At 64.0% G+C, this 19,645-nt stretch carries 17 protein-coding genes; 6 read left to right on the plus strand and 11 right to left on the minus strand.

Going from position 1 to position 19,645, the window contains the following annotated elements:
- Positions 1–100: 100 nt before the first annotated feature.
- Both AB4Y81_RS09215 and AB4Y81_RS09220 read right to left on the minus strand, forming a co-directional pair.
- The gene (locus tag AB4Y81_RS09215; RefSeq protein WP_189075885.1) at positions 101–1,267 is read right to left on the minus strand and encodes a TIGR01906 family membrane protein; all 1,167 of its coding nucleotides are present in this window, start codon (positions 1,265–1,267) and stop codon (positions 101–103) included.
- Positions 1,268–1,408: 141 nt separating this feature from the next.
- On the minus strand, positions 1,409–2,404 hold the full coding sequence (locus AB4Y81_RS09220; protein WP_018777325.1) for a stage II sporulation protein M: 996 nt from the start codon (positions 2,402–2,404) through the stop codon (positions 1,409–1,411).
- Positions 2,405–2,530: 126 nt separating this feature from the next.
- Here AB4Y81_RS09220 and AB4Y81_RS09225 point away from each other — a divergent pair, with 126 nt between their 5' ends.
- Positions 2,531–3,337, plus strand: coding sequence for an RDD family protein (locus tag AB4Y81_RS09225; protein ID WP_055975200.1), 807 nt, complete (start codon positions 2,531–2,533; stop codon positions 3,335–3,337).
- Here the strand turns inward: AB4Y81_RS09225 and AB4Y81_RS09230 are convergent.
- The 5 genes from AB4Y81_RS09230 to AB4Y81_RS09250 form a co-directional block, all read right to left on the minus strand.
- Positions 3,321–4,172 (minus strand): pentapeptide repeat-containing protein, encoded by an 852-nt coding sequence (locus AB4Y81_RS09230; protein ID WP_189075886.1) that lies wholly within the window; start codon positions 4,170–4,172, stop codon positions 3,321–3,323. The genes AB4Y81_RS09225 and AB4Y81_RS09230 overlap by 17 nt on opposite strands.
- A gap of 201 nt (positions 4,173–4,373) precedes the next feature.
- The gene (locus AB4Y81_RS09235; RefSeq protein WP_026267106.1) at positions 4,374–5,606 is read right to left on the minus strand and encodes a L,D-transpeptidase; all 1,233 of its coding nucleotides are present in this window, start codon (positions 5,604–5,606) and stop codon (positions 4,374–4,376) included.
- Positions 5,607–5,712: 106 nt separating this feature from the next.
- Positions 5,713–7,191, minus strand: a complete 1,479-nt coding sequence (gene ahcY, locus AB4Y81_RS09240) for an adenosylhomocysteinase (RefSeq protein WP_441995714.1) — start codon at positions 7,189–7,191, stop codon at positions 5,713–5,715.
- 45 nt (positions 7,192–7,236) lie between these two features.
- Positions 7,237–7,455: a Trm112 family protein gene (locus tag AB4Y81_RS09245; RefSeq protein WP_018777320.1), complete on the minus strand. Its 219-nt coding sequence runs from the start codon at positions 7,453–7,455 to the stop codon at positions 7,237–7,239.
- 157 nt (positions 7,456–7,612) lie between these two features.
- Positions 7,613–7,990, minus strand: coding sequence for a DUF3499 domain-containing protein (locus AB4Y81_RS09250; protein ID WP_026267105.1), 378 nt, complete (start codon positions 7,988–7,990; stop codon positions 7,613–7,615).
- Between the two features lie 141 nt (positions 7,991–8,131).
- On the opposite strand from AB4Y81_RS09250, the gene AB4Y81_RS09255 reads away from it, so the two are divergent.
- A complete protein-coding gene (locus AB4Y81_RS09255) occupies positions 8,132–8,650 on the plus strand; it encodes a metallopeptidase family protein (RefSeq protein WP_018777318.1) in 519 nt (172 codons plus the stop codon).
- Positions 8,651–8,704: 54 nt separating this feature from the next.
- Here the strand turns inward: AB4Y81_RS09255 and AB4Y81_RS09260 are convergent, their stop codons facing one another.
- Genes AB4Y81_RS09260 through AB4Y81_RS09270 form a run of 3 tightly spaced genes read right to left on the minus strand, consistent with a single transcriptional unit; the run spans position 8,705 to position 14,383 of the window.
- A complete protein-coding gene (locus AB4Y81_RS09260) occupies positions 8,705–10,447 on the minus strand; it encodes a DUF5719 family protein (RefSeq protein ID WP_441995715.1) in 1,743 nt (580 codons plus the stop codon).
- Positions 10,440–13,826, minus strand: coding sequence for a glycosyltransferase (locus AB4Y81_RS09265; RefSeq protein ID WP_441995716.1), 3,387 nt, complete (start codon positions 13,824–13,826; stop codon positions 10,440–10,442). Before AB4Y81_RS09265 ends, AB4Y81_RS09260 begins: the two co-directional genes overlap by 8 nt.
- Positions 13,827–13,837: 11 nt before the next feature.
- On the minus strand, positions 13,838–14,383 hold the full coding sequence (locus AB4Y81_RS09270) for a WhiB family transcriptional regulator (protein ID WP_018777315.1): 546 nt from the start codon (positions 14,381–14,383) through the stop codon (positions 13,838–13,840).
- A gap of 374 nt (positions 14,384–14,757) precedes the next feature.
- Here AB4Y81_RS09270 and AB4Y81_RS09275 point away from each other — a divergent pair, with 374 nt between their 5' ends.
- Complete coding sequence (locus AB4Y81_RS09275) at positions 14,758–15,453, plus strand: TIGR03089 family protein (RefSeq protein WP_193589598.1); 696 nt, start codon at positions 14,758–14,760, stop codon at positions 15,451–15,453.
- A gap of 42 nt (positions 15,454–15,495) precedes the next feature.
- On the opposite strand, the gene AB4Y81_RS09280 is transcribed toward AB4Y81_RS09275, so the two are convergent.
- The gene (locus AB4Y81_RS09280; protein ID WP_018777313.1) at positions 15,496–16,062 is read right to left on the minus strand and encodes a GtrA family protein; all 567 of its coding nucleotides are present in this window, start codon (positions 16,060–16,062) and stop codon (positions 15,496–15,498) included.
- Positions 16,063–16,241: 179 nt separating this feature from the next.
- Here AB4Y81_RS09280 and AB4Y81_RS09285 point away from each other — a divergent pair, with 179 nt between their 5' ends.
- The 3 genes from AB4Y81_RS09285 to AB4Y81_RS09295 are packed head-to-tail and all read left to right on the plus strand — an operon-like array spanning position 16,242 to position 19,626.
- Positions 16,242–17,429, plus strand: a complete 1,188-nt coding sequence (locus AB4Y81_RS09285) for a 5-(carboxyamino)imidazole ribonucleotide synthase (protein WP_434328210.1) — start codon at positions 16,242–16,244, stop codon at positions 17,427–17,429.
- Positions 17,426–17,989, plus strand: a complete 564-nt coding sequence (gene purE / locus AB4Y81_RS09290; RefSeq protein WP_018777311.1) for a 5-(carboxyamino)imidazole ribonucleotide mutase — start codon at positions 17,426–17,428, stop codon at positions 17,987–17,989. Before AB4Y81_RS09285 ends, purE begins: the two co-directional genes overlap by 4 nt.
- A gap of 11 nt (positions 17,990–18,000) precedes the next feature.
- The gene (locus AB4Y81_RS09295; protein ID WP_079581091.1) at positions 18,001–19,626 is read left to right on the plus strand and encodes an LCP family protein; all 1,626 of its coding nucleotides are present in this window, start codon (positions 18,001–18,003) and stop codon (positions 19,624–19,626) included.
- Positions 19,627–19,645: the final 19 nt, after the last annotated feature.

Consider the following 19,645-nt stretch of genomic DNA (forward strand, 5'->3'; position numbering starts at 1 on the left):
ATATCAAGATGAAAAGCGGCAAGGCCGTTATCGCCAGCACGGACCGCCCTGAACAGCTCATTGGTGTTCTGACCGGAAGTCACCCTCCGGGACAGTAGGGCTAGCGCTTTGAGCTCGTCGTTTCCTTGGAAAGGGCATCATCGTCATCGGCTGCGCCGTCAACCGCACCATCAGAATCCTCGTCATCGAGCTTCTCCTGGGAAACGGCAACGCCGCGGCGCCGCTTCGTGGGCCACGTGAAGATGAACGTCAACGTCGCCGCGATGAACACCAAAGCACCGATCACGATGCCCGCGTCAACCCAGAACTGTCCCGGGAAGAGCCGGATCAGGGTGTCCTCCAAGGAGAACGTCCATGTGCCATTGGCAAAGAAGATCCGGTGGAATTCGGTGAAGAACTGCTGCCAGCTCAAAGCTGCCAGAACCGCAAGGCCGATGATGATGACAAGCGTGACAATGGAGCCGGCGAACAAGCCGCGGCGGATCCCGCCATTGCTGCGCTTTCGCAGGTACACAATGGCGATAATGCTGAGGATGATGAGCAGGACTCCCGCGCCGAATGAGGACAGAATCACCATCTTGACGTCCGCCATGTGCGCCACTTCGCTGTCCTTGAACAGCTTGGCGCCGTCTTGGTTGACCAAGCCTCCCAGGTACCGGGGACCCGCCCAGTTGCTGAGGTAGTCAACGGCATAGGAGCCATAGGTCATACGGTCGTCAGTGTTGAAGCCATAGCCGTCACCGGGGAAACCGGGACGGTTGTACTCCACCCACAGGAACAGTGGACTCGTGACCGCCCTGACTGCCAGAACCAGGAGGATCACGGGGTAGAAGACAGCCAACAGCACTTGGAAAACCCGGGGCCCTACAGGCTTGACCTTTGCCGCCTGCTCCCGTTCAGCATTGCGCCTGGCCACCTCATCTTCCGGCGGCCGGACCTGGAGGGCCGACGTCGGCAGCGGTTCGGAATAGTGCGACGGCTGCTTGCCGGAAGAGGCATTCGCAAGTGTGTCAGCGAACAGCGGCGGCTCCGTGTCGGCGTCGGCGGCTTCTGCAGCCTTGCGGTCTGCGCGGCTCTCCGGCTGGGCCGTTCCGGGCGCAGCTGACGCTTTTTCAGGCGCTCCAGACGCCGGTGCAGGCGCGGCGGTTGAGGCCGCGGATGAGGCACCACTGGACGTCTTTGGCTTCATCCAGTCGAAGGCCGGTTCGTTGGGGTCCTCGTGGACGTCCGTGTCCGGTTCTTGTGGTTTTGGGCTCTTGTCGCTCACAGCGGGGGTTCACTTCCGTAGGCATCCACCGGCGATTGCGTGCTGCCGGCTCTCTTGTCTGCCTTCGAGCCTACCGCCCGGCTTTGCGCCGACACGAGGAACTACCCCGCCTTGGAGCAGATTGAAACGCAACTGTAAGGTCTACGCGGCGATGCTTCTGTAACCGCCATCGTTGGCGTCCAAGTCACCTGTCTCCCCCGCACGGACAGCCCGGCCGCCAACAAGCAGCGTGTACGTCCAATAGCCGGCCAGCACCAGCGCGCCGATGGTGATCTTGGCCCAGACGGGCAGCTGGCTCGGAGTGACGAATCCTTCAACGATGCCGGAAACCAGGAGGACCAGCACCAGGCCCAGTGCGATGGTGATCAATGACCGCCCTTCATCCGCAACAGCCTGCATCCGGGTCCTGGGGCCGGGCCGCACCATAGCCCAGAAAATCCTGAGCCCTGCGGCGCATGCAATGAACACAGCCGTGAGTTCCATCAGGCCGTGGGGCAGGATGTAGCTGAAGAAGACGTCGATCTTGCCCGTTGCCAGGAAGACACCGGCGGCAACTCCCACGCCCTGGGCATTCATGAAAAGAATGTAGGGCACCCAGAATCCTGTGATGCCGAAGGCCACGGCTTGGGCGGAAATCCAGGCGTTGTTGGTCCACACGGCGCCGGCGAAGGAAGCCGCCGGATTCTCGGAGTAGTAATCGATGAAGTCTTCCTCGACGTACCTGCGCACCCTCTCGTCGCTGCCGAAGACGGCTCGAAGCGCATCCGGGGAGGTACCTATCCAGAAGGCATAGGCGGCACCGACAACCGTGAAGGCAAGCCCGCACCAAAGGGTCAGCCACCTGATCCGGTAGAAGGCGGCCGGCAACGAGATGACGAAGAAGCGGGCCAGGTCTTCCATGAAGTTCGAGCGGGCACCGGTAAACCTGGTGCGCGCCTGCGCCAACGCGGCGGACAACGACGACGACAGACCGGTTTCAGGAGCCACCGAACGGATCAGGGACAGGTGCCCGGAAACTGTTTGGTACAAGCGCAGCAGTTCATCCGCCTCGTCTCCCGTCAACCGGCGCTTGTGCGCCAGGAAATGAAGCCGCGACCATTTGTCCCCATGTACGGCCGAGAAGGCATCGATGTCCACGGCACCACCCTAATGCCTGAGGCCCGCGCGAGCGCCTGATCGGCGTCGTTTTGGCCTGTCACGCCGCTAGACTCGTTGTGCAGGCGCTGCTGGGCGCCGCATTGTCCGGAAGGCGTGGGGGCTGGCTTGAGTTCGATCATCACAGGCGAGGCAGTGGTCCTCGAGCTGCGCTCAGCGTCTTTTGCGGCCCGGGGGCTGGGCCTGATCCTCGACGTCATCTCGCAGGTGGTCCTCGCGATACTCCTGATCATCCTGGTCCTGATGGCTTCTTCGGACCTGGACGAGTCGGCCATCCGGGCTCTGGTCCTCAGCAGCGTCGTTTTCTCTGTGGTGGTCGTCCCTGTCACTGTGGAAACCCTCACCCGCGGCCGGTCGCTGGGTAAGCTCGCCACGGGTTTGCGGATCGTCCGTGACGACGGCGGTTCCATCCGTTTCCGGCACGCCCTTATCCGCGGGCTCCTCGGTTTCCTGGAAATCTACCTGACCTTCGGCGGACTGGCCATCGGAGTGGCGCTGTTCAACGAGAAATCGAAGCGGCTGGGCGATATCGTTGCCGGCACGTATTCGCTCCGCCTGCGCGTTCCCTCGAAACCCCGTATCGTGCCCAACGCACCGCACTATCTGCAGGGGTGGATTGCCATGGCGGACATCGGCAGGGTCCCGGACGCCACCGCCCGCCGGGCAGGGACGTTTGTACAGCAGGCTTACCTGATGGCTCCCGCCTCACGCCTGGCCATGGCGATGTCCCTGGCCACGGAACTCACACGCTATGTCGCACCGCCACCGCCGCCCGGCACGATCCCCGAGGACTACATCGGCGCAGTCCTCGGGGAACGACGCAACCGGGAGCTGGCGCGCCTGCGTCAGGCCGAACAGCGGAACGCCACGGTGGGCGCCCGCTTGCGCAAGCTGCCGTTTACCCAGGAGCCCTAGTTCCGGGCTGCCGGAGCCAGTGATCCGGTCTGGTGAGTTCCGTGGGCAGGAGCGTCCGTGCATCGCCTTCGGCAGCATTGACCTGCGGTTGAGTCAGGTAGAGGGCCCTGGACAGGTCCGCCCCCGCCAGCTCTGCACCACGAAGATCCGCCCCCAGAAGATCCACGGCAGCCAGGTCGCTGCCTGCCAGGTTGGCCCCTATCAGGTACGAACCCCGCAGATCTGCTCCACAGAGGCGCTGGTTCCCCAGGTCTGCGCCCATCAGGTCGGCACCAGGCTGGAGGCCGCCGTCGCGACTTTGCCGGTCTTCCGCGCCGTAGGACGCGCGGACTTCTTCGCTGACCTCCATCAGGAGGGCCCGCACCTGCCCGTGGTAGGTTTCGACGTCGGCACCCAGGACCGTGGCTGCGTCACCCACGGCGGTGGTCGCCAGCTGTTCCGCAAGGTGGGCGGCTGCAGAGGCGAGCTCGGGGTCGAACGTCCGTTGCCGGGCCTCGTTCAGGTACCAGAGCATCTCGTGGAGTTGCCTGACCCTTTTGAAAACGTCGAACATCGAGGACGCGGAGGCAGGGTTGTCCCGCCAGCTGTTTCCGCCGAAAGTGTGCTGGGAAACGAGCTGGCCGGCGCCGAAGCAATCGAAAACTGTGCAGCCACGGAAACCGCGGGGGCGCAGCCGTTGGTGGATGGCACAGGAAAAGTCCCCGGCCAGGTTTGGGCACGCCGAGGCGGCAGGCTTGTCGATGGCAAAGTCCGCTGAGCGGGTAAATCCCAGTGCGGTGCAGCACAGCGCAAAGCAGTTGCTGCAGTCAGGGCGAAGAATTGGTGTGATGGTCATGCGGTGCTCCAAATGATGAAGAGGGTCCGGGGTAAGGAGGCGGGGAACCCGTCAGCGGGTTCCCCTGAGGGACACCCGTGATCACCAGAGGGCAGCACAAAGTGGAGGCCAACACATGGTCGGCACAAATAGTCCGGGTCAAAGCGAAGTCCGGGTCAAAGCGCGCAGGAAATAATCACTGCGGCCATCTTAACAGCAGGTCTACCGTTGGGCGTAGCTGGCCCAGGGAATGTTCCAGTCGCCGAAACCCTCCAGTGGCTCGACAGCCGGGGCTCCCGTGTTCAGGATCTGCACCACGTCGCCGGTCTTCATGTTGTTGAAGAACCAAGCGGCATCATCCGGCAGCAGGCCGACACAGCCGTGCGAGACGTTGACGCGGCCGATGGCTCCCCACGCTGATTCCAGCGCCTGGTGGACATAGACTCCGGACCACGTGAGGCGGTTGGCGTAGTCCACCACCATTGGGGCGTAGTAGCCCTTGTCGCCGGGCTTCAGGCCGATGCTGCCGGCGTTGAAATTGGATTTGCGTTCCTGCTCCAGGATCACTGCGTAACCGGTGGGCGAGAGCCAGTCTTCGCCGCCGAGAGACACGGGCGCGGTGTGGAGCAGTTGGCCATCGGAGTACACGTTCATGGTCTTGGTGGTGTCATCCACCACGGCAATCCGCTGCGGACCCGTCGTAAAGGTGGAGACAACGTCCCCATTACCGATCATGTTGTTGCCGAAATCCACACCAAGCAGCTTCATGTCCACTGTGACAGTAGTGCCGGAGGCCCAGAATGCCTCGGGCCGGATCCGCACTTTCTTGTCGGAGTACCAGTGCCATGCCACAGGTTGGCCGGACGACACAGTGATGGCCACCCGCTTCTCCATGGCCACCTTGTCCACGACGGGTTCGCTGAAGTTGATTTCGATGGGCTGGCCTGAGCCTGCCGTGGTGCCGTTGCGGGGGTAGATGGACGCGTCTGCCTCGTACGCGGCGGAAACCGTGGTGAAGGTCTGGGTCTTCTTGGTTTCCTTGCCGGCGGTGTCCACGACGGTGAAGGAGTAGTTGTACTGCGTCTTGAACTTCAGGACTTCCTGGGTAGTCCAGGTAGAGCCGTCAGGACTGATCTTGCCCACCACGGGCGCCCCGCCACCGGCAGGGGTCAAAACGACATCCTTGACCTTGCCGTTGACCGCCTTGATCTGGGGACCCACCACGGGATTCCATTCAACAGCCCCATCCAGCGGAGTGATGCCCAGTTCCACGGGCTTGGCCTCGATGGTGGGAGTCGGGGAAGGTGCAGCAGCGTTGTTCTGCGTAGAACCGGGGAGCAATCCGGGTACGGTGGCCACGCCGATTCCGCCTGCCACAATGGCGGCGCAAATCCCTATGATGGCAAGGACCTTGCCCGTTTTCCGTTTGGCGGCCTGTGTCATGGTTCCCGTCATCCTGTCCCCCGGCAAGCTATACCGAACACCCAATTCTAGCCGAAAGGCCGGCCACGCTGTTCGCGTGTCCGGCCTTTCGCCATCGAATGTTCTTTGCGGAGGGCTGCTAGTAGCGGTAGTGCTCCGGCTTGTACGGACCCGCAACGTCCAGGTCGAGGTAGTCTGCCTGGTCCTTGCTCAGCTCGGTCAATTCCACTCCCAGGGCGTCCAGGTGCAGGCGCGCCACCTTCTCGTCCAGAATCTTCGGCAGAACGTAAACCTGCTTCTGGTACTCGCGCTCCCCGGCTGGCTGGTCCTTCTTGGTCCAGAGTTCGATCTGCGCGATCGTCTGGTTGGCGAACGAGTTGCTCATCACGAAGGACGGGTGGCCCGTGGCGTTGCCCAGGTTCAGCAGGCGGCCTTCGGACAGGACGATGATGGACCGCTCGGAGGCTGTCCCGGAGTCGAAGACCCACTCGTGGACCTGCGGCTTGATCTCGACCTTCTTGACGCCGGCAACCTTGGCAAGACCTGCGATGTCGATCTCGTTGTCGAAGTGGCCGATGTTGCCCACGATTGCTTTGTTCTTCATGCCAAGCATGTGCTCGGCCATGATGACGTCCTTGTTGCCGGTGGTGGTGATGAAGATGTCGCCCTGCGCCAGCACCGTCTCAAGCCTGGCCACCTGGTAGCCGTCCATTGCTGCCTGGAGGGCGCAGATGGGGTCGATCTCAGTAACGATGACCCGCGAACCCTGGCCACGCAACGCCTCGGCGGCGCCCTTGCCGACGTCGCCATAACCGCAGACGACGGCGACCTTGCCGCCCATCAGCACGTCCGTGGCCCTGTTGATGCCGTCCGGGAGCGAGTGGCGGATGCCGTACTTGTTGTCGAACTTGCTCTTGGTGACGGAGTCGTTGACGTTGATGGCCGGGAACAGCAGCTTGCCCTGCTCGGCGAGCTGGTACAGGCGGTGGACACCGGTGGTGGTTTCCTCGGTGACACCCTCGATGCGTGCTGCCAGGCGGGTCCACTTCTGCGGGTCGGCTGCGAGGGTCCTCCGGAGGAGGTTCAGGATGTGGACGTACTCTTCGGGATCGTCCTCGGTGGCGGCAGGAACTGCGCCGGCTGCCTCGAAGTCCACGCCCTTGTGCAGCAGCAGTGTTGCGTCTCCGCCGTCGTCGAGGATCATGTTGGGACCCAGCTCGGGGTTGGTCTCAGCGCCGGGCCAGGTAAGGATCTGCTCGGCAGTCCACCAGTACTCTTCAAGGGTTTCGCCCTTCCAGGCGAAAACCGGAACACCCTGGGGATCTTCCGGGGTGCCCTTGCCCACAACGACGGCAGCCGCGGCTTCGTCCTGGGTGGAGAAGATGTTGCAGGAGGCCCAACGCACCTCTGCGCCCRACGCGGTGAGGGTCTCGATGAGAACGGCGGTCTGGACCGTCATGTGCAGCGAACCCGCGATCCGTGCACCCCTGAGCGGCTGCGAAGCACCGAACTCGGCCCGAAGCGACATGAGGCCGGGCATTTCGTGCTCGGCAAGGCGGATCTGGTGGCGGCCTGCCTCGGCGAGGGAAATATCAGCCACTTTGTAGTCGAAAGTCATGGAAGTCCTTAGGGGTACCGTGCGGGTGTTGAGAAAAAGGGGCTGCTAGGCCTTGGCATCATGCTGGCTGGAGCCGGCCGCGTTGGCCGCTGCCAGGAGTTCCGGCGGCAGGAGCAGCGGAATGCCGTCTTCGATCGAGTAGCGGAGCTTTTCGCCGTCCGCGGCGGCAGCTGTTGATACCAGCTCCTCGCCCTCCTGGACCAGCGGTGAACCCGTCACGGGGCAGCGCAGGATGGACAACAGTTCAGGACTGACCTTTGGCATGAATGATGCTCCCTGGGTGGCGCCGGCCTGGCGCCGCTGGCGGATTTATCTGCAGATTCCAGACTACCGCGCAAGATCGCAGGGTTTTGATCACGACGCCGCTTTGAGTCACGACGCCGCTTTGAGTCACGACGCCGGTGCAGTCACCTTCGGTGGCTTAGGACGGTTCGCGGAGGATCCGCAGGTGTCCCCGGCGGGTACCTTCGACGCTTGCGGGCGGCTCCATCTGCGTGTGGTTGTGGCGGGCCGGCGTTTCGGGTGCCGCGGAGGCAGCCTCACGGACGGCGTTGGCCAGAGCGAGCAGATCGTCGGGTCCGGGCTGCGGTGGCGTGCTGGGCATGGCCAGGCGCAGCACTTCCCAACCCCGGGGAACGGTGAGGCTCTCGGCGTGCTGCGTGCAGAGGTCGTAGGCGTGCGGTTCGGCGTACGTGGCTAGGGGACCCAGGACGGCCGTTGAATCGGCGTACACGTACGTCAAAGTGGCCACCGCAGACTGGCGGCAGGCTGATCTTGAACACTGACGAATAGCACCCACAACATCCCAGATTAGCGCCACTTGGCTCCCGTAGCGCGCATTGAGCGTCCGTGGCTGCCCGGGAGGAGCTGGTATCGGCAGCTCCGGCGCGGTGCGCACGATGATGTCGCGCTGGCGGTTCCTCAGGACTAAAGTCGATATATGCAGTCACAGCCACATGTTCCCGGGTTTACCGTCCGGTGGACTGACGCCGATGGCGATCAGACAGAGGAACACGCCGTACCGGGCGTGCGGGGATTCCGGAAACGCCGCCGCAACCGTCATGGCAGGGGACTGCGTGGCGAGCTGATGCTGCCCAATCTTCCGGGTTTCCGGACGCGTTCCGAGCGTTTCGACGACATGGTGCTTGACTCCGCCGAACGCCTCCAGGACATGTGGGGCAAACAATTGGACGGCGTTCTCTTCGCCGTTGATGAGATCCCGCCGAACCTGGAACAGCTCGTTGCCACCGGCAACCCTGCACCCATGGGGTCCTACACTCCCGGCGGCCGTGGAGAACCGCCGATGATCACGGTCTACCGCCGGGTGGTGGAGCAGGGCTCCAACACCAGGGAAGAGTTGCAGGATCTCGTCCATGACGTCGTGGTGGAATACACCGCGGAAATGTTGGGCGTACCGCCGGAGACACTGGACCCGGTGTACCGGCGCCGGTACCAATAGGACGACGCCGGTCACCCGGCTGGCCGGTGAGGCCTGTAGCGGACCGAACCGCCGCTAGTAGCCGACGGAAACGGGAACCTTTTCAAGTCCCGCCGCAGCATCCTGGATCGCGACAACAGACACATCGTTGCGGCCCTGTTTTCCAAGGACCAGCGCGCCGTAGACGGGATCGCCGGATGCGGAAACAACGTATCCCGCTATGACCGCGTCCCCGGCCTTTGCAGGGAGTTCAATGACTGACGTGGTTCCACCGGCAAGGTCCATGTCAACAGCCTTGCCTACTTTGCCGTCGGCCGTGACCGGGGCGTAGCTGACGGTAGCGCGGCCTTCGGGCACCCCGAAGCGCAGGGAACGCAGGCCATCGCGGGGAACGGCCACCAGGTGCTGACTGCCAAGCCGGGCCGATGCTGGAGACCAGGCGAAATCGGTGGCCTCTTCGGCCTTTGAGCCGCGGGTGACCCTGGCCGATGCCACGAAGGAAACGTCCGAGCTGGCACGGATTGTGTAACTACCGGCCGGAACTCCATCGAGGCTCAGCGAGGCAACGGATCCACCCTTGACCGTCACCACTCCCCCGTTGGGAAGCTTTCGCTCGCCGTTCGCACCATACAACTTGACCTGGACCACGGCGTCCGTTGAGCCCGGAACAGCGATCTGGAGGGCCGGCACAGCGTCCGCGAATCCTGACTTGGCGGCGAGTGCCTTGATGCCTTCCGAGTCCTGGATGTCGACGCCGGACATCACCTGGAGGTTCGACGGTCCTTCGCCCGGTGAGAGGTATTCGACTCCCCCGGGAGCCAGCCCGCGCAGTACGCTCTGCTGGATGGTCCCGGCCACCGGACCGCCAGTGCTGCGCACGCGGATGCCCAGCTGGGATTGGCCCGGAGCGAGCCCGGCGAGGTTCACGGAGCGGGTGGTTCCCGGCGCCACCAGAAGCCCCCTGGCACCCGGAGCCTGAATCTGACCTTCGTACCCGTAGAGATCAAGGCTCACCGTGGCGGGCGTCTCTGATGAATTGCTGAGATTGAGGACAGCTGTGCGGCCGACAGCCGTGTTCGCGCCCAGCACCCACGCATCGTTGCTCGGCGGCTGGCATTGTGCGGAAGCGAGGCCACGGAGGTCGCCGTCGGTTGCCGAGTAACTGAGGTGGGCTGCCAAGGATGCTTGCTCGTTTCCGATGGGCCCGGCTTCCACCACCGTGGGCGAGGTTACCGGACTGATGGAAGCCACGCCCGCAGCAAGCACAGGGGGACCCGCCGTCGGCGTAGGAGTGCTCGTGGGAGTCTTGGCGATTTCCGCGACGTTCCCGCCTCCAAGGGAAGTGACCTTGCTGCCGGGAACGGTGCCGGCCGGATTGCTCAGCACCACAGCGTTGAGCGCGCTGGTAGCCGTCGTCGACACGGGGCTGAAGTCAGCATCCGTGCCCACCACTGTCCCATTGACCAGGCGGGCCGGTTCCGGGCAGACGCCCAAGGCCCTGCCGGCGGGAACATCCGCCTGCTGCACGTCGGTGCTCGTGCCGCCGGAGGGACCCGGAACCATCGAGCTGGCAGCCACAGCGCCTCCCCCGGCAGCCAGGATGACCACTGCCGACAGAACACCGGTGACCATGCCTTTGCTGGAGCTTCGGGACCCCCGCAGGCTGCGGGAAGACTGTTCGTTGTGGGAAGACTGTTCGCCGCGGGAGGACTGTTCGCCGCGGCGAGACTTTCCTTTGGACGTTGGCTTGTCCTCGACCGGCGTTTCGCCGGCCGTCTGCGGTGCGTCGTCGGCGTTTTTCTTCTGCTCGTCAGACACTGCTGTACTCCTTACGGAGGGAGACTTCGTCCCTCGACATGCCGGTACGGGACCGGCGGGCAGGCATCGGGATCGCCAGCAGGACCGTCAAGGCGATCACTACGGCCTGCAGGATCCCGAGCCACAGGGCCCACGGGTTCGTGTAGCGGATCTCCAACTGTCCGCCACCGGCCGGCAGGTCGAACGCCTGTGACCACCCGGATGTTGTTGCCTGCAGCTGCTTACCGTCCAAGGTGGCCGTCCAACCGGGATCCGATCGCTCAGCCACGACCACTTTCCTGCCCTCATCACCGGATGGGACGCTGGCGTTGACGTTCACATCCTCCGAAGGCAAGGTGCCCACAGTGCTTCCTTGGGCGTCGATGATACGGACACGATGCGCCGTTTCTGCGGCGCCCGCCGAGGGCTGGTTCCGCGGAGTTACGCGCCACAACCACCCGGCGTCGGTCTGGCCCACAGCCACCAACCCTGGGACGGCGTCGATTCTGCTGGCCGTCAGTTGGGCAGCATTGTCCGCGGCCTTGAGGACCACGAAACCGGCACCGAGTTGCTCGAGGTCGGGACGCGGGTCAACGCCGGTGCTCGCCACGATAGTGGCCACTGCCCGCCGCAGAGACGCTGTAGCGGCGTCATCGCTCGTGATTTCCTCGCGTCCGGGAGCGCCAATGATGGTCCCCGCCGAGGCGATGGTGGACAAGCTGTCCAGGGTTGTTCCGGCCCCTCGCATGAGCGAGGAGGTAAACGCACCTTGCTCGCCGCTGGTGATCACCAATGTCCGCGTCCGCTCGGGTCCCTGGCCGCGGTCGACGGCGGTAGCAGGCAGCGTGCCTGATTCCATCGGCCGGACCTGACGCGGGCTACCCAATGACGAGGCCGCTTGCCGGGCTGCCGGGGCAGCCGGTGAATCCGTCGACGTCGAGGGCTGCAGGACGTTCTGCGCAGCCCAGGCACCCATTCCGGCCACGGGCCCGGCAACGAGGAGAGCAACCACCACACCGGACGCGACGCGACGCACCTGGAACTTCCGGCGGGCAGGATCGGATGCCCGCCGGCTCGCCGAAAAGAGCTTCTCCGCTCCGAGCAGGGCAGCACCGAGCAGCAACATGCCTGATGCTGAAACCGCCGGACCGGTAAACGGCCCGACAATGACGTTGTTGTTGACGCCGGTGGCTACATGCCCCACCAACCATGCGCTGGCCAAGGTGGCCAGCGCAGCCAACCAGAACACCCTGGCCAATGCTGTGCGTTTGCCGGGGAGGAACAGCGAGGCCACCGCAAGCAGCAACACCGGAGCACCAATCAGCAAAGCCAGGATCAAAGCCCACGGAACAGCACCGGGACCGAACACCGACAGTCCTGTCAGGCCGCCGTCGATACTGAAAGCCAGCGGTTGGCCGAGTAGCTGCTGCCACAAGGGAGCCGCATCAAAAGCAAGGGGAAGTCCAGGATCAGCCAGCAGGGACCGGGGCCTGTCGAGGACTGAAATGCCGTACGGAAGGAACAAGGCAAGAGTCGGCAGCAACGACCACCACATGGTTTTGCCGCGCTGTCCCAGAACTACGGCAGCGAGGATCACTGCAACGGCAATGGGGCCCAGCAACGATGGTGCTGAGGCGGTGACGACGGCCATCACCAGGCCGGCGGCCGCTGCGGCCGTCCAGGAGGGTGTCCCGTTGATGCCGGGCTTACCGCGAAGAGGGGCCGGGAACCGGCCCGCAACGGCTGACGCGCTTCGCTGCGCGCCCGCCGTGCTTGATTGTGCCGTGCTCGTTTGACCGATGGCAGATCCGGACGCCCGCACCAGGGCCAGGAGCAGCAACGGCATCATGATGTGCGCCACGAGGGCACCGACGCGGCCTTCGTTGATGGCGATCAGGAGACTCGGCGCACCGGCCCACAGCAGGGCTGCCACGGTCCGGAACCGGCGCTTGGTGGTCAAGGCACCCGACGCGAACCACGCTCCGACCGCGGACAAAGGCATGGCCAGGACGAGGAGCCACGCCATGGATGCATTCGCATCCCCGCCACCGAGGAGCGACAGCACCCATAAGACGTAGCCAAAAGGATCACCGTGGCCCGGAAGTCCGGCGCCCAGGGAAATCCACCACGTGGAGGCGTTGGCCCAGATCCCGGCCGGTGTCGCGGAAAGCGGGAGAAGCCCACCACCGGTGATCGCGCCGGAACGGAGCAGACCCAGCAAACCCACGAGGGCCGCTGCCAGGGCAACGCATGCGGCGGCAACAGCACCCGTTCCCACCCAGCCACGTTCGTTCGTGGCCAGGGCGGCGAAGTCGTCGGCGGCGTCGCCACTTGGTTCGGGAGCCAGCAGGTCGCTCACGGGCGCGGCGTCATCGGCAGGCCGGATGGCTTCCAGCAAGGACCGCCGGTTGGCCCGGACCTCGCGTGTTGGTGTCTGGAGGCCCCGGACGACGGAACGATGGACCCGTCGCGTTTTCGCAGCTGTGCGGCGCCCCCTCGCGATTGCGACAGGACGCATCAAAGCGGCAAGTGTGGCAGTGAACTGGGAGAAGCCATAGCCTGGCTCCTTCACCAGGATGTTCAGCACCAGGCGGACAACCGCGCCAAAAAGTGCTCCCAAAGCCTGGAAGGGAACGTTCCACCAGGGCGTGTGCTTCAGGCGCAGGTGGATCTGGGCCTTGCGCGCTGCCGAGGACGTTCCCAGGCCATGGGGACGGTGCTCAACGTGGAACATCCGGGCGCTGGGCACAACCACCACGCGGTTCCCGGCGAGCCAGTTCCGCCAGCAAAAATCGACGTCGTCGCCGCTGCCGGGCAGCGCGGGGTCGAACCCGTCCAACTGTTCCCAGACATCGCGTCGGATCAGCATGCCCGCCGAATTGACCGCGAACGTGTCGGAGCGGGCGTCGTACTGCCCTTGGTCGACTTCGTCGGCGTCAATCAGGGTGAGTCGCTCAGCCCAGCGGCTCGTTGAGAGGCCCACATCCACCAAGTGCCGGTCGTTGTCCCAGCCGAGCTGCTTGCAACCAGCGACGGTTACCGACGGCGCGCGCTCAACGGCATGGAGCAGCTCCGCCAACGCGTCAGGCGCGGGCGCCGCATCATCGTGCAGGAGCCAGATCCACTCCACGGTCCGGCTGTCATCGGTCGCAGCAGCGGCGGGAGCGAGCTCCTGCAACCCCGCACGGACAGCCGCGCCAAAGCCTGACTTGGCTTGGTGGAAGGTGGTGGCATTGCCTTGGCCAAAGGCCTCCCGGAGCAGGCCCAGGGAGTTGTCCGTGGAACCTGTATCAACGCCAATGGCGGCATCTGCCGAACGCGTCTGGTCCGACAATGCCGCCAATGTCCTGGGCAGATAGTTGCCGCCGTCGTGGGAAACCACGACGGCGGTAACGTGCACTTCCTTGAGAATTAGACCGCTCGCTTCCTTAGCCGACGGCGCTCCCGCTCGGAAAGCCCGCCCCAAATACCGAACCGCTCGTCATTGGCGAGGGCATACTCCAAGCACTGCGAGCGAACGTTGCACGCTCCGCACACTTTCTTGGCATCCCGGGTCGATCCGCCCTTTTCAGGGAAAAACGCTTCAGGATCGGTCTGCGCGCACAGCGCGTCCGTCTGCCAGCCAAGTTCACCTTCGTCATCGAAATCCCCTTGGCCGGGGAGACCGATCCACACAGGCTGTCCGGGCGTCTCAAGCGGACGGCGCAGCTCCATGGGAGGATCGTCGAGGTCTTCTTCCGGACCAGCCGGCAGGTCGCCAATCAATGCCTCATGTGCTGCGAGGAGGGCTGTCGCCTGATCCTCCAAAGACTGCTGCACATTCTGGTTGTATCGGTCTGCCGCTTCCGGATCCGCAGGATCTACGTACCAGTCTCCCGGCACCTCCCGCGAACGGTATTTCACCGACGCATGTTCTGCGACGACTGCATCTTCCTGGATACGCAACGCTTGCCCCATGGCGTCCCTCCTGAGTTTGCAGCTGCTGCTTGGATGTGTTTCCGATTCCCGGTGTCCCGGTTGTCTGCGCAGCGGCGTTGATTACTAATTACACGCGTGTAACTACCCGCCAGTCAAGCCGCGCCGGGATAATAATCAAGAAGCTGTGGAAAAGTGGGATGCGCCACGCCCAACATCCAGGCCGCGGCTTCCGCGGATTGCCGCGGGAAATGGAAGCACAGGATCGGTTGAGGTTAACTTTCGTTGAATTTCCGCGGAAATAGCAGCGGCACCCTCCCGAAGCCCAGCGAATGGACAAACATTGATGTGTCGCAATTCACATCCAAGGGGTTGCTGCCCGGAGTGGTGCGGGACCTGCGTGGCAAGATTGATCCATGAGCATTCCGGCAGTGAACTTGATGACCGCCCTGAGGTCCGGGAATTCCACCTCGCCCAGGCTCACCTGGTACGGCCCCGGTTCCGAGCGTGTTGAACTCTCCGGACGGGTCTTCGACAACTGGGTGGCCAAGACTGGCAACCTGCTGCAGGACGAACTCGATGCCGAGCCGGGAATGGCCGTCCGGCTGGACCTCCCCGCGCACTGGAAGTCCTTTGTATGGGCCCTTGCCGCCTGGCAACTGGGCATGGAAGTCGTGCTTGACGGCACCTCGGCGGAGCTGCTGATAACCGACAAGCCCGACGACGGCGCCGGGGCGGGCTTCGACGCGGTCGTCGCCGTGCCGCTCGCAGCGCTTGCGATGCGCTGGCCGGGCGAGCTGCCGTCCGGCGTCGTGGATTACGCGGCGGAAGTCCGCTCCCACGGCGACGTGTTCATGGCGCATGACGAACCCGGGGCGGAAAACTCCGCGGTACGTGGCACGGCCGGATACGCGCACTCGGCTCTCCTCGAGGGATTCGCGGCTGCGCAGGAACCGGGTGTCCGCCTCCTGGTCCGCGCCGGCGATGGCTTGGAATCATGCCTCTCGGCCGCCCTGGGAGCATGGAAAGAAGACGGCTCCGTAGTGCTGGTGCACGAAGATGTCGAGGTCACCGCGCATCTTCTGGACAACGAGCGCGTCAGCCGGCCTTAGCGTTTGTGCCGGCCTTAGCGTTTGTGCCGGCCTTAGCGTTTGTCAGGGCTTCTTGACCGAAGGAAACTCGCCGGTCGACGGGTTGCCGGCGCCGGCTTCCGCCCCCGCCTTGGCCTTGGGATGCATGTCCAGAAGTTCGTGGTCGTGCGAGAACTCGGGTTCCTGGTCGAGTTCCTTGTTGAAGACCAGGAAGCGGTAGGCAAAGAAGCGGACCACTGTCGCCACCAGGATGCCGACCACGCCGGCCGCGAAAAGCATGTTCTTGTCAGTGATGTTCAACCAGTAGTTGGCAATGAACGTGAAGCCGGTGGAGATACCGATGCCGATACCGTTGATGATGACGAACATCACGAACTCGCGCACAACGTTGTCCTGCCGGCGGTGCCGGAAGGTCCAGAACCGGTTGGCAATCCACGAGAAGATCGTCGCCACCACGGCACCGACAAAACGTGCCTTGGACGGGCTGTCGGTCATGGGGCCATGCATCAGGTAGTACGTGAGGCCGTTGTCGATAACGAACGCAACACCACCAACAGCGCCGAACTTGGCTACTTCGCGCCAAAAAAGCGAAGCAAGTCCGCGGATGCGATCTGCGAGTGTGGTGATCATGACCCTCCATGGCCGTTGAAAGTGGGCCGATGGGCCTCGACCATTTTAGCGCCGATTTCCAAGCGCTGCCCGGGAGTACGCTGTGAGAACGCCAATACAGTGGCCGGAACTGACGATAAATGGCGCCAAAAGGGCGGCAGAATCAGTGATCCCCCTGCCGGTTCGGTAGGCTGAACCTTGTGACTTTTCCAGTAATTGGCGTTGTTGGCGGCGGCCAACTCGCACGAATGATGGCTCCGCCCGCTACCGCACTGGGCTTTGAACTCCGCGTTTTGGCCGAAGGCGAGGACGTTTCGGCTGTGGCTGCCGTAGCCACGGCCCCCATTGGCGACTACAAGGACCTCGAGGCCCTCCTTGAGTTCTCAAAAGGCCTAGACGTACTGACGTTCGATCACGAACACGTCCCCACCGGGCACCTGAGGGCGCTGTTGGACGCAGGCGTCAATGTCCAGCCCGGCCCCGATGCCCTGGTCAACGCCCAGGACAAGCTCGTGATGCGGGCCGCCATTGACCGCCTGGGCCTGCCCAACCCCGAATGGTCTGCCGTGCACACGGTTGACGAACTGGTCGCCTTCGGTGACAGGATCGGCTGGCCCGTAGTGCTGAAGACACCTCGTGGCGGCTACGACGGCAAGGGCGTCAGAATTGTCGACTCCGCCCAGGAGGCCCTGGAGACCAACGATTGGTTCCAGGCCATGAGCCCCCTGCTGGCCGAAGCGAAGGTGGAGTTCAGCCGTGAACTCTCAGCCCTGGTGGCGCGCACGCCCAGCGGCGAGTCCCGGGCCTGGCCGGTGGTCCACACCATCCAGGTGGACGGAGTCTGCGACGAAGTCATAGCCCCGGCACAGAACATTCCCGTGGAAGTAGCTGCCGCTGCCGAGGAAGCTGCGCTCCGCATCGCCAATGAGCTCGGCGTCACAGGCGTGATGGCGGCAGAGCTGTTCGAAACTCCCGGCGTCGGCGCGGGCTTCCTGATCAATGAACTTGCCATGCGTCCGCACAACACCGGCCACTGGACCCAGGATGGTTCCATCACCAGCCAGTTCGAACAGCACTTGCGTGCAGTTCTGGACCTGCCGCTGGGCGCCACCGATGCGCTCGCTCCGGTAGTGGTGATGAAAAACTTCCTCGGGGGCGAAAACCAGGACCTCTTCAAGGCCTTCCCGCAGGCGCTGGCCTATGAGCCCGCGGCCAAGGTGCATTCCTACGGCAAGTCCGTCCGCCCTGGCCGCAAGATCGGTCACGTCAACCTCGTGGGCACCTCTGCCTCCGACGTCGACTCGGTGCGCCAGCGCGCGACCACCGTGGCCAACATCATCCGCGACGGCCGCAAGCCTGAGCAGCCCACTCTGGAGGAGACCCTATGACGACAACACCGCAGGCCCCGCTGGTAGGACTCGTCATGGGCTCGGACTCCGACTGGCCCGTCATGGAGGCCGCGGCCGATGCCCTGGCCGAGTTCGGCATACCTTTTGAAGCGGATGTCGTTTCGGCCCACCGTATGCCCACGGAAATGATCAGCTACGGACAGAACGCCCACCAGCGCGGTCTCCGCGTCATCATTGCCGGAGCCGGCGGCGCGGCCCACCTTCCGGGCATGCTGGCCTCGGTGACCCCCCTTCCGGTAATCGGCGTTCCGGTTCCGCTCAAGACACTGGACGGCATGGACTCCTTGCTGTCGATCGTGCAGATGCCGGCCGGCGTCCCCGTCGCCACGGTGTCGATTGCAGGGGCCCGCAACGCCGGACTCCTGGCCGTGCGGATGCTGGCCTCCGGTACTGATGAACTTGCCGCCAAGCTTCGTGGCGACCTCCTGGCTTTCGCCCAGGAACTCAACGATGTGGCCACCAAAAAAGGGGAGAACCTTCGCCACAAGGTTGAGGAAGTCTTCTCCCCTGCCAACCCGTCAGCCCGGAGCCCCCGCTAGGAAGGCAGCGGATGACTACCATGCACAAGAACACGAATCAGCCCGGTTCCGCCCTGACTGATCCTGTCCGCTATCCATCCGGCGCCAGTGCGCCGGTGCGGACCAAACGCGCCTTCGTGCTGGTCCTCCTCACGCTCCTGGTCCCCGGCAGCGCACAAATCGTTGCGGGCGACCGCAAACTTGGCCGCATCGCGCTGCGCGTTACGCTCACGGTGTGGGCGCTGGCGCTGATAACCATCGTCATCGCAGTCACCAACCGGACCATGCTGCTGAGCATTGTCACCCACCCCGTGGGGTCGCTGTTCATTATCGTGGTCCTCGTGGCGCTGGCCCTGGGATGGGCCTACCTGTTCCTCAACACCCTGCGGATCATCAGGCCGACACTCCTGGCACCCGGCATGCGTCCCATCATTGCCGTCGTGGTGGCCATCTCCACCGTGCTGGCGAGCGGATCGCTGGGCTACATTGCCTATGTCCTGAACGTCAGCCGCAACGCAATCGGCAGTATTTTCGACGCCGGTCCCGCGATCGATCCCGTGGACGGGCGTTACAACTTCCTGATGATGGGTGGCGACGCCGGCGACGACAGGACGGGACGCCGTCCCGATAGCCTGTCCGTGATCAGCGTCGATGCGAAAACCGGCGAAAGCGCCATCATTTCAGTCCCCCGCAACCTCCAGAACGCACAGTTCAGCGAGAGTTCGCCCATGCGGAAGATCTACCCCGAGGGTTACAACTGCGGCGACGAGTGCCTCATCAACGCCGTCAACACCGAGGTCACCAACAAGTACCAGGACCTGTATCCGGGCGTTCAGGATCCGGGCGCACAGGCAACCCTGGAAGCTGTGTCCGGAACCCTCGGAATCACGGTCCAGGCCTATGTCCTGGTGGACATGGATGGGTTCGCCAAACTCATCGACGCCATGGGCGGCATCCGCATCAAGGCCGGCGGTTGGGTACCCATCAGCGGCCCCGTCACCGATGAGGCCAACGGAATCCACGGCATGCCCGACGGCTGGATCCCTGCCGGAGACCAGCATCTGGACGGCTTCCACGCCCTCTGGTACGGCCGCTCCCGCGAATTCGTGGACGACTACGCTCGCATTGCACGCCAGCAATGCGTGCAGCAGGCCATGCTCAAGCAGCTGGACCCCGCCACTCTCCTGACCAAGTTCGAGGACATCGCCAACGCCGGGACCAAGGTGGTCGATTCCAACATCTCGTCCAACCAGCTGGGCAGCTTTGTGGACCTCGCCTTGAAGTCCAAGAACCAGCCCGTCAAACGGCTCACCATCGGGCCACCGGACTTCGACGCATCCTTCTCCACGGTGCCTGACTTTGACCTGATCCACTCCAAGGTCCAGGAAGTCCTCGCCTCGTCCAACAGCCCCAAGGCAAGTGACGCCGTCGTGACCCATGACCGTCCGGGCGCCGGGCCCGTCATGGCCGCCGGTCCGGTTACTGGCCTGCTGCCCGCAAGCCAACTGCCTTCACCCTCTGCGGACTTCACTCCGGTGACCACAACCCCCGACGGCACGCCGATCACCATTGAGTTGTTGAACGGCCTCAAAGCCCAGGGCGATGAGCAAGGCATCCGCGACCTCGTGGCCACCAACGGCCAGTGCGCACCACTGTAAATTCCCCCTTTGAGCTCCA

Origin of the sequence: Paenarthrobacter sp. TAF1, from assembly GCF_052113825.1 — a bacterium.
GTDB classification, from domain to species: domain Bacteria; phylum Actinomycetota; class Actinomycetes; order Actinomycetales; family Micrococcaceae; genus Arthrobacter; species Arthrobacter nicotinovorans.

Bases quoted from the DNA above. Each gene is read 5' to 3' on its own strand.
- purE (WP_018777311.1), top strand. From the start codon at position 17,426: ATGACGACAACACCGCAGGCCCCGCTGGTAGGACTCGTCATGGGCTCG.
- AB4Y81_RS09280 (WP_018777313.1), bottom strand. From the start codon at position 16,062: ATGATCACCACACTCGCAGATCGCATCCGCGGACTTGCTTCGCTTTTT.
- AB4Y81_RS09230 (WP_189075886.1), bottom strand. From the start codon at position 4,172: ATGACCATCACACCAATTCTTCGCCCTGACTGCAGCAACTGCTTTGCG.
- AB4Y81_RS09275 (WP_193589598.1), top strand. From the start codon at position 14,758: ATGAGCATTCCGGCAGTGAACTTGATGACCGCCCTGAGGTCCGGGAAT.
- AB4Y81_RS09295 (WP_079581091.1), top strand. From the start codon at position 18,001: ATGACTACCATGCACAAGAACACGAATCAGCCCGGTTCCGCCCTGACT.
- AB4Y81_RS09270 (WP_018777315.1), bottom strand. From the start codon at position 14,383: ATGGGGCAAGCGTTGCGTATCCAGGAAGATGCAGTCGTCGCAGAACAT.
- AB4Y81_RS09255 (WP_018777318.1), top strand. From the start codon at position 8,132: ATGCAGTCACAGCCACATGTTCCCGGGTTTACCGTCCGGTGGACTGAC.
- AB4Y81_RS09245 (WP_018777320.1), bottom strand. From the start codon at position 7,455: ATGCCAAAGGTCAGTCCTGAACTGTTGTCCATCCTGCGCTGCCCCGTG.
- AB4Y81_RS09235 (WP_026267106.1), bottom strand. From the start codon at position 5,606: ATGACGGGAACCATGACACAGGCCGCCAAACGGAAAACGGGCAAGGTC.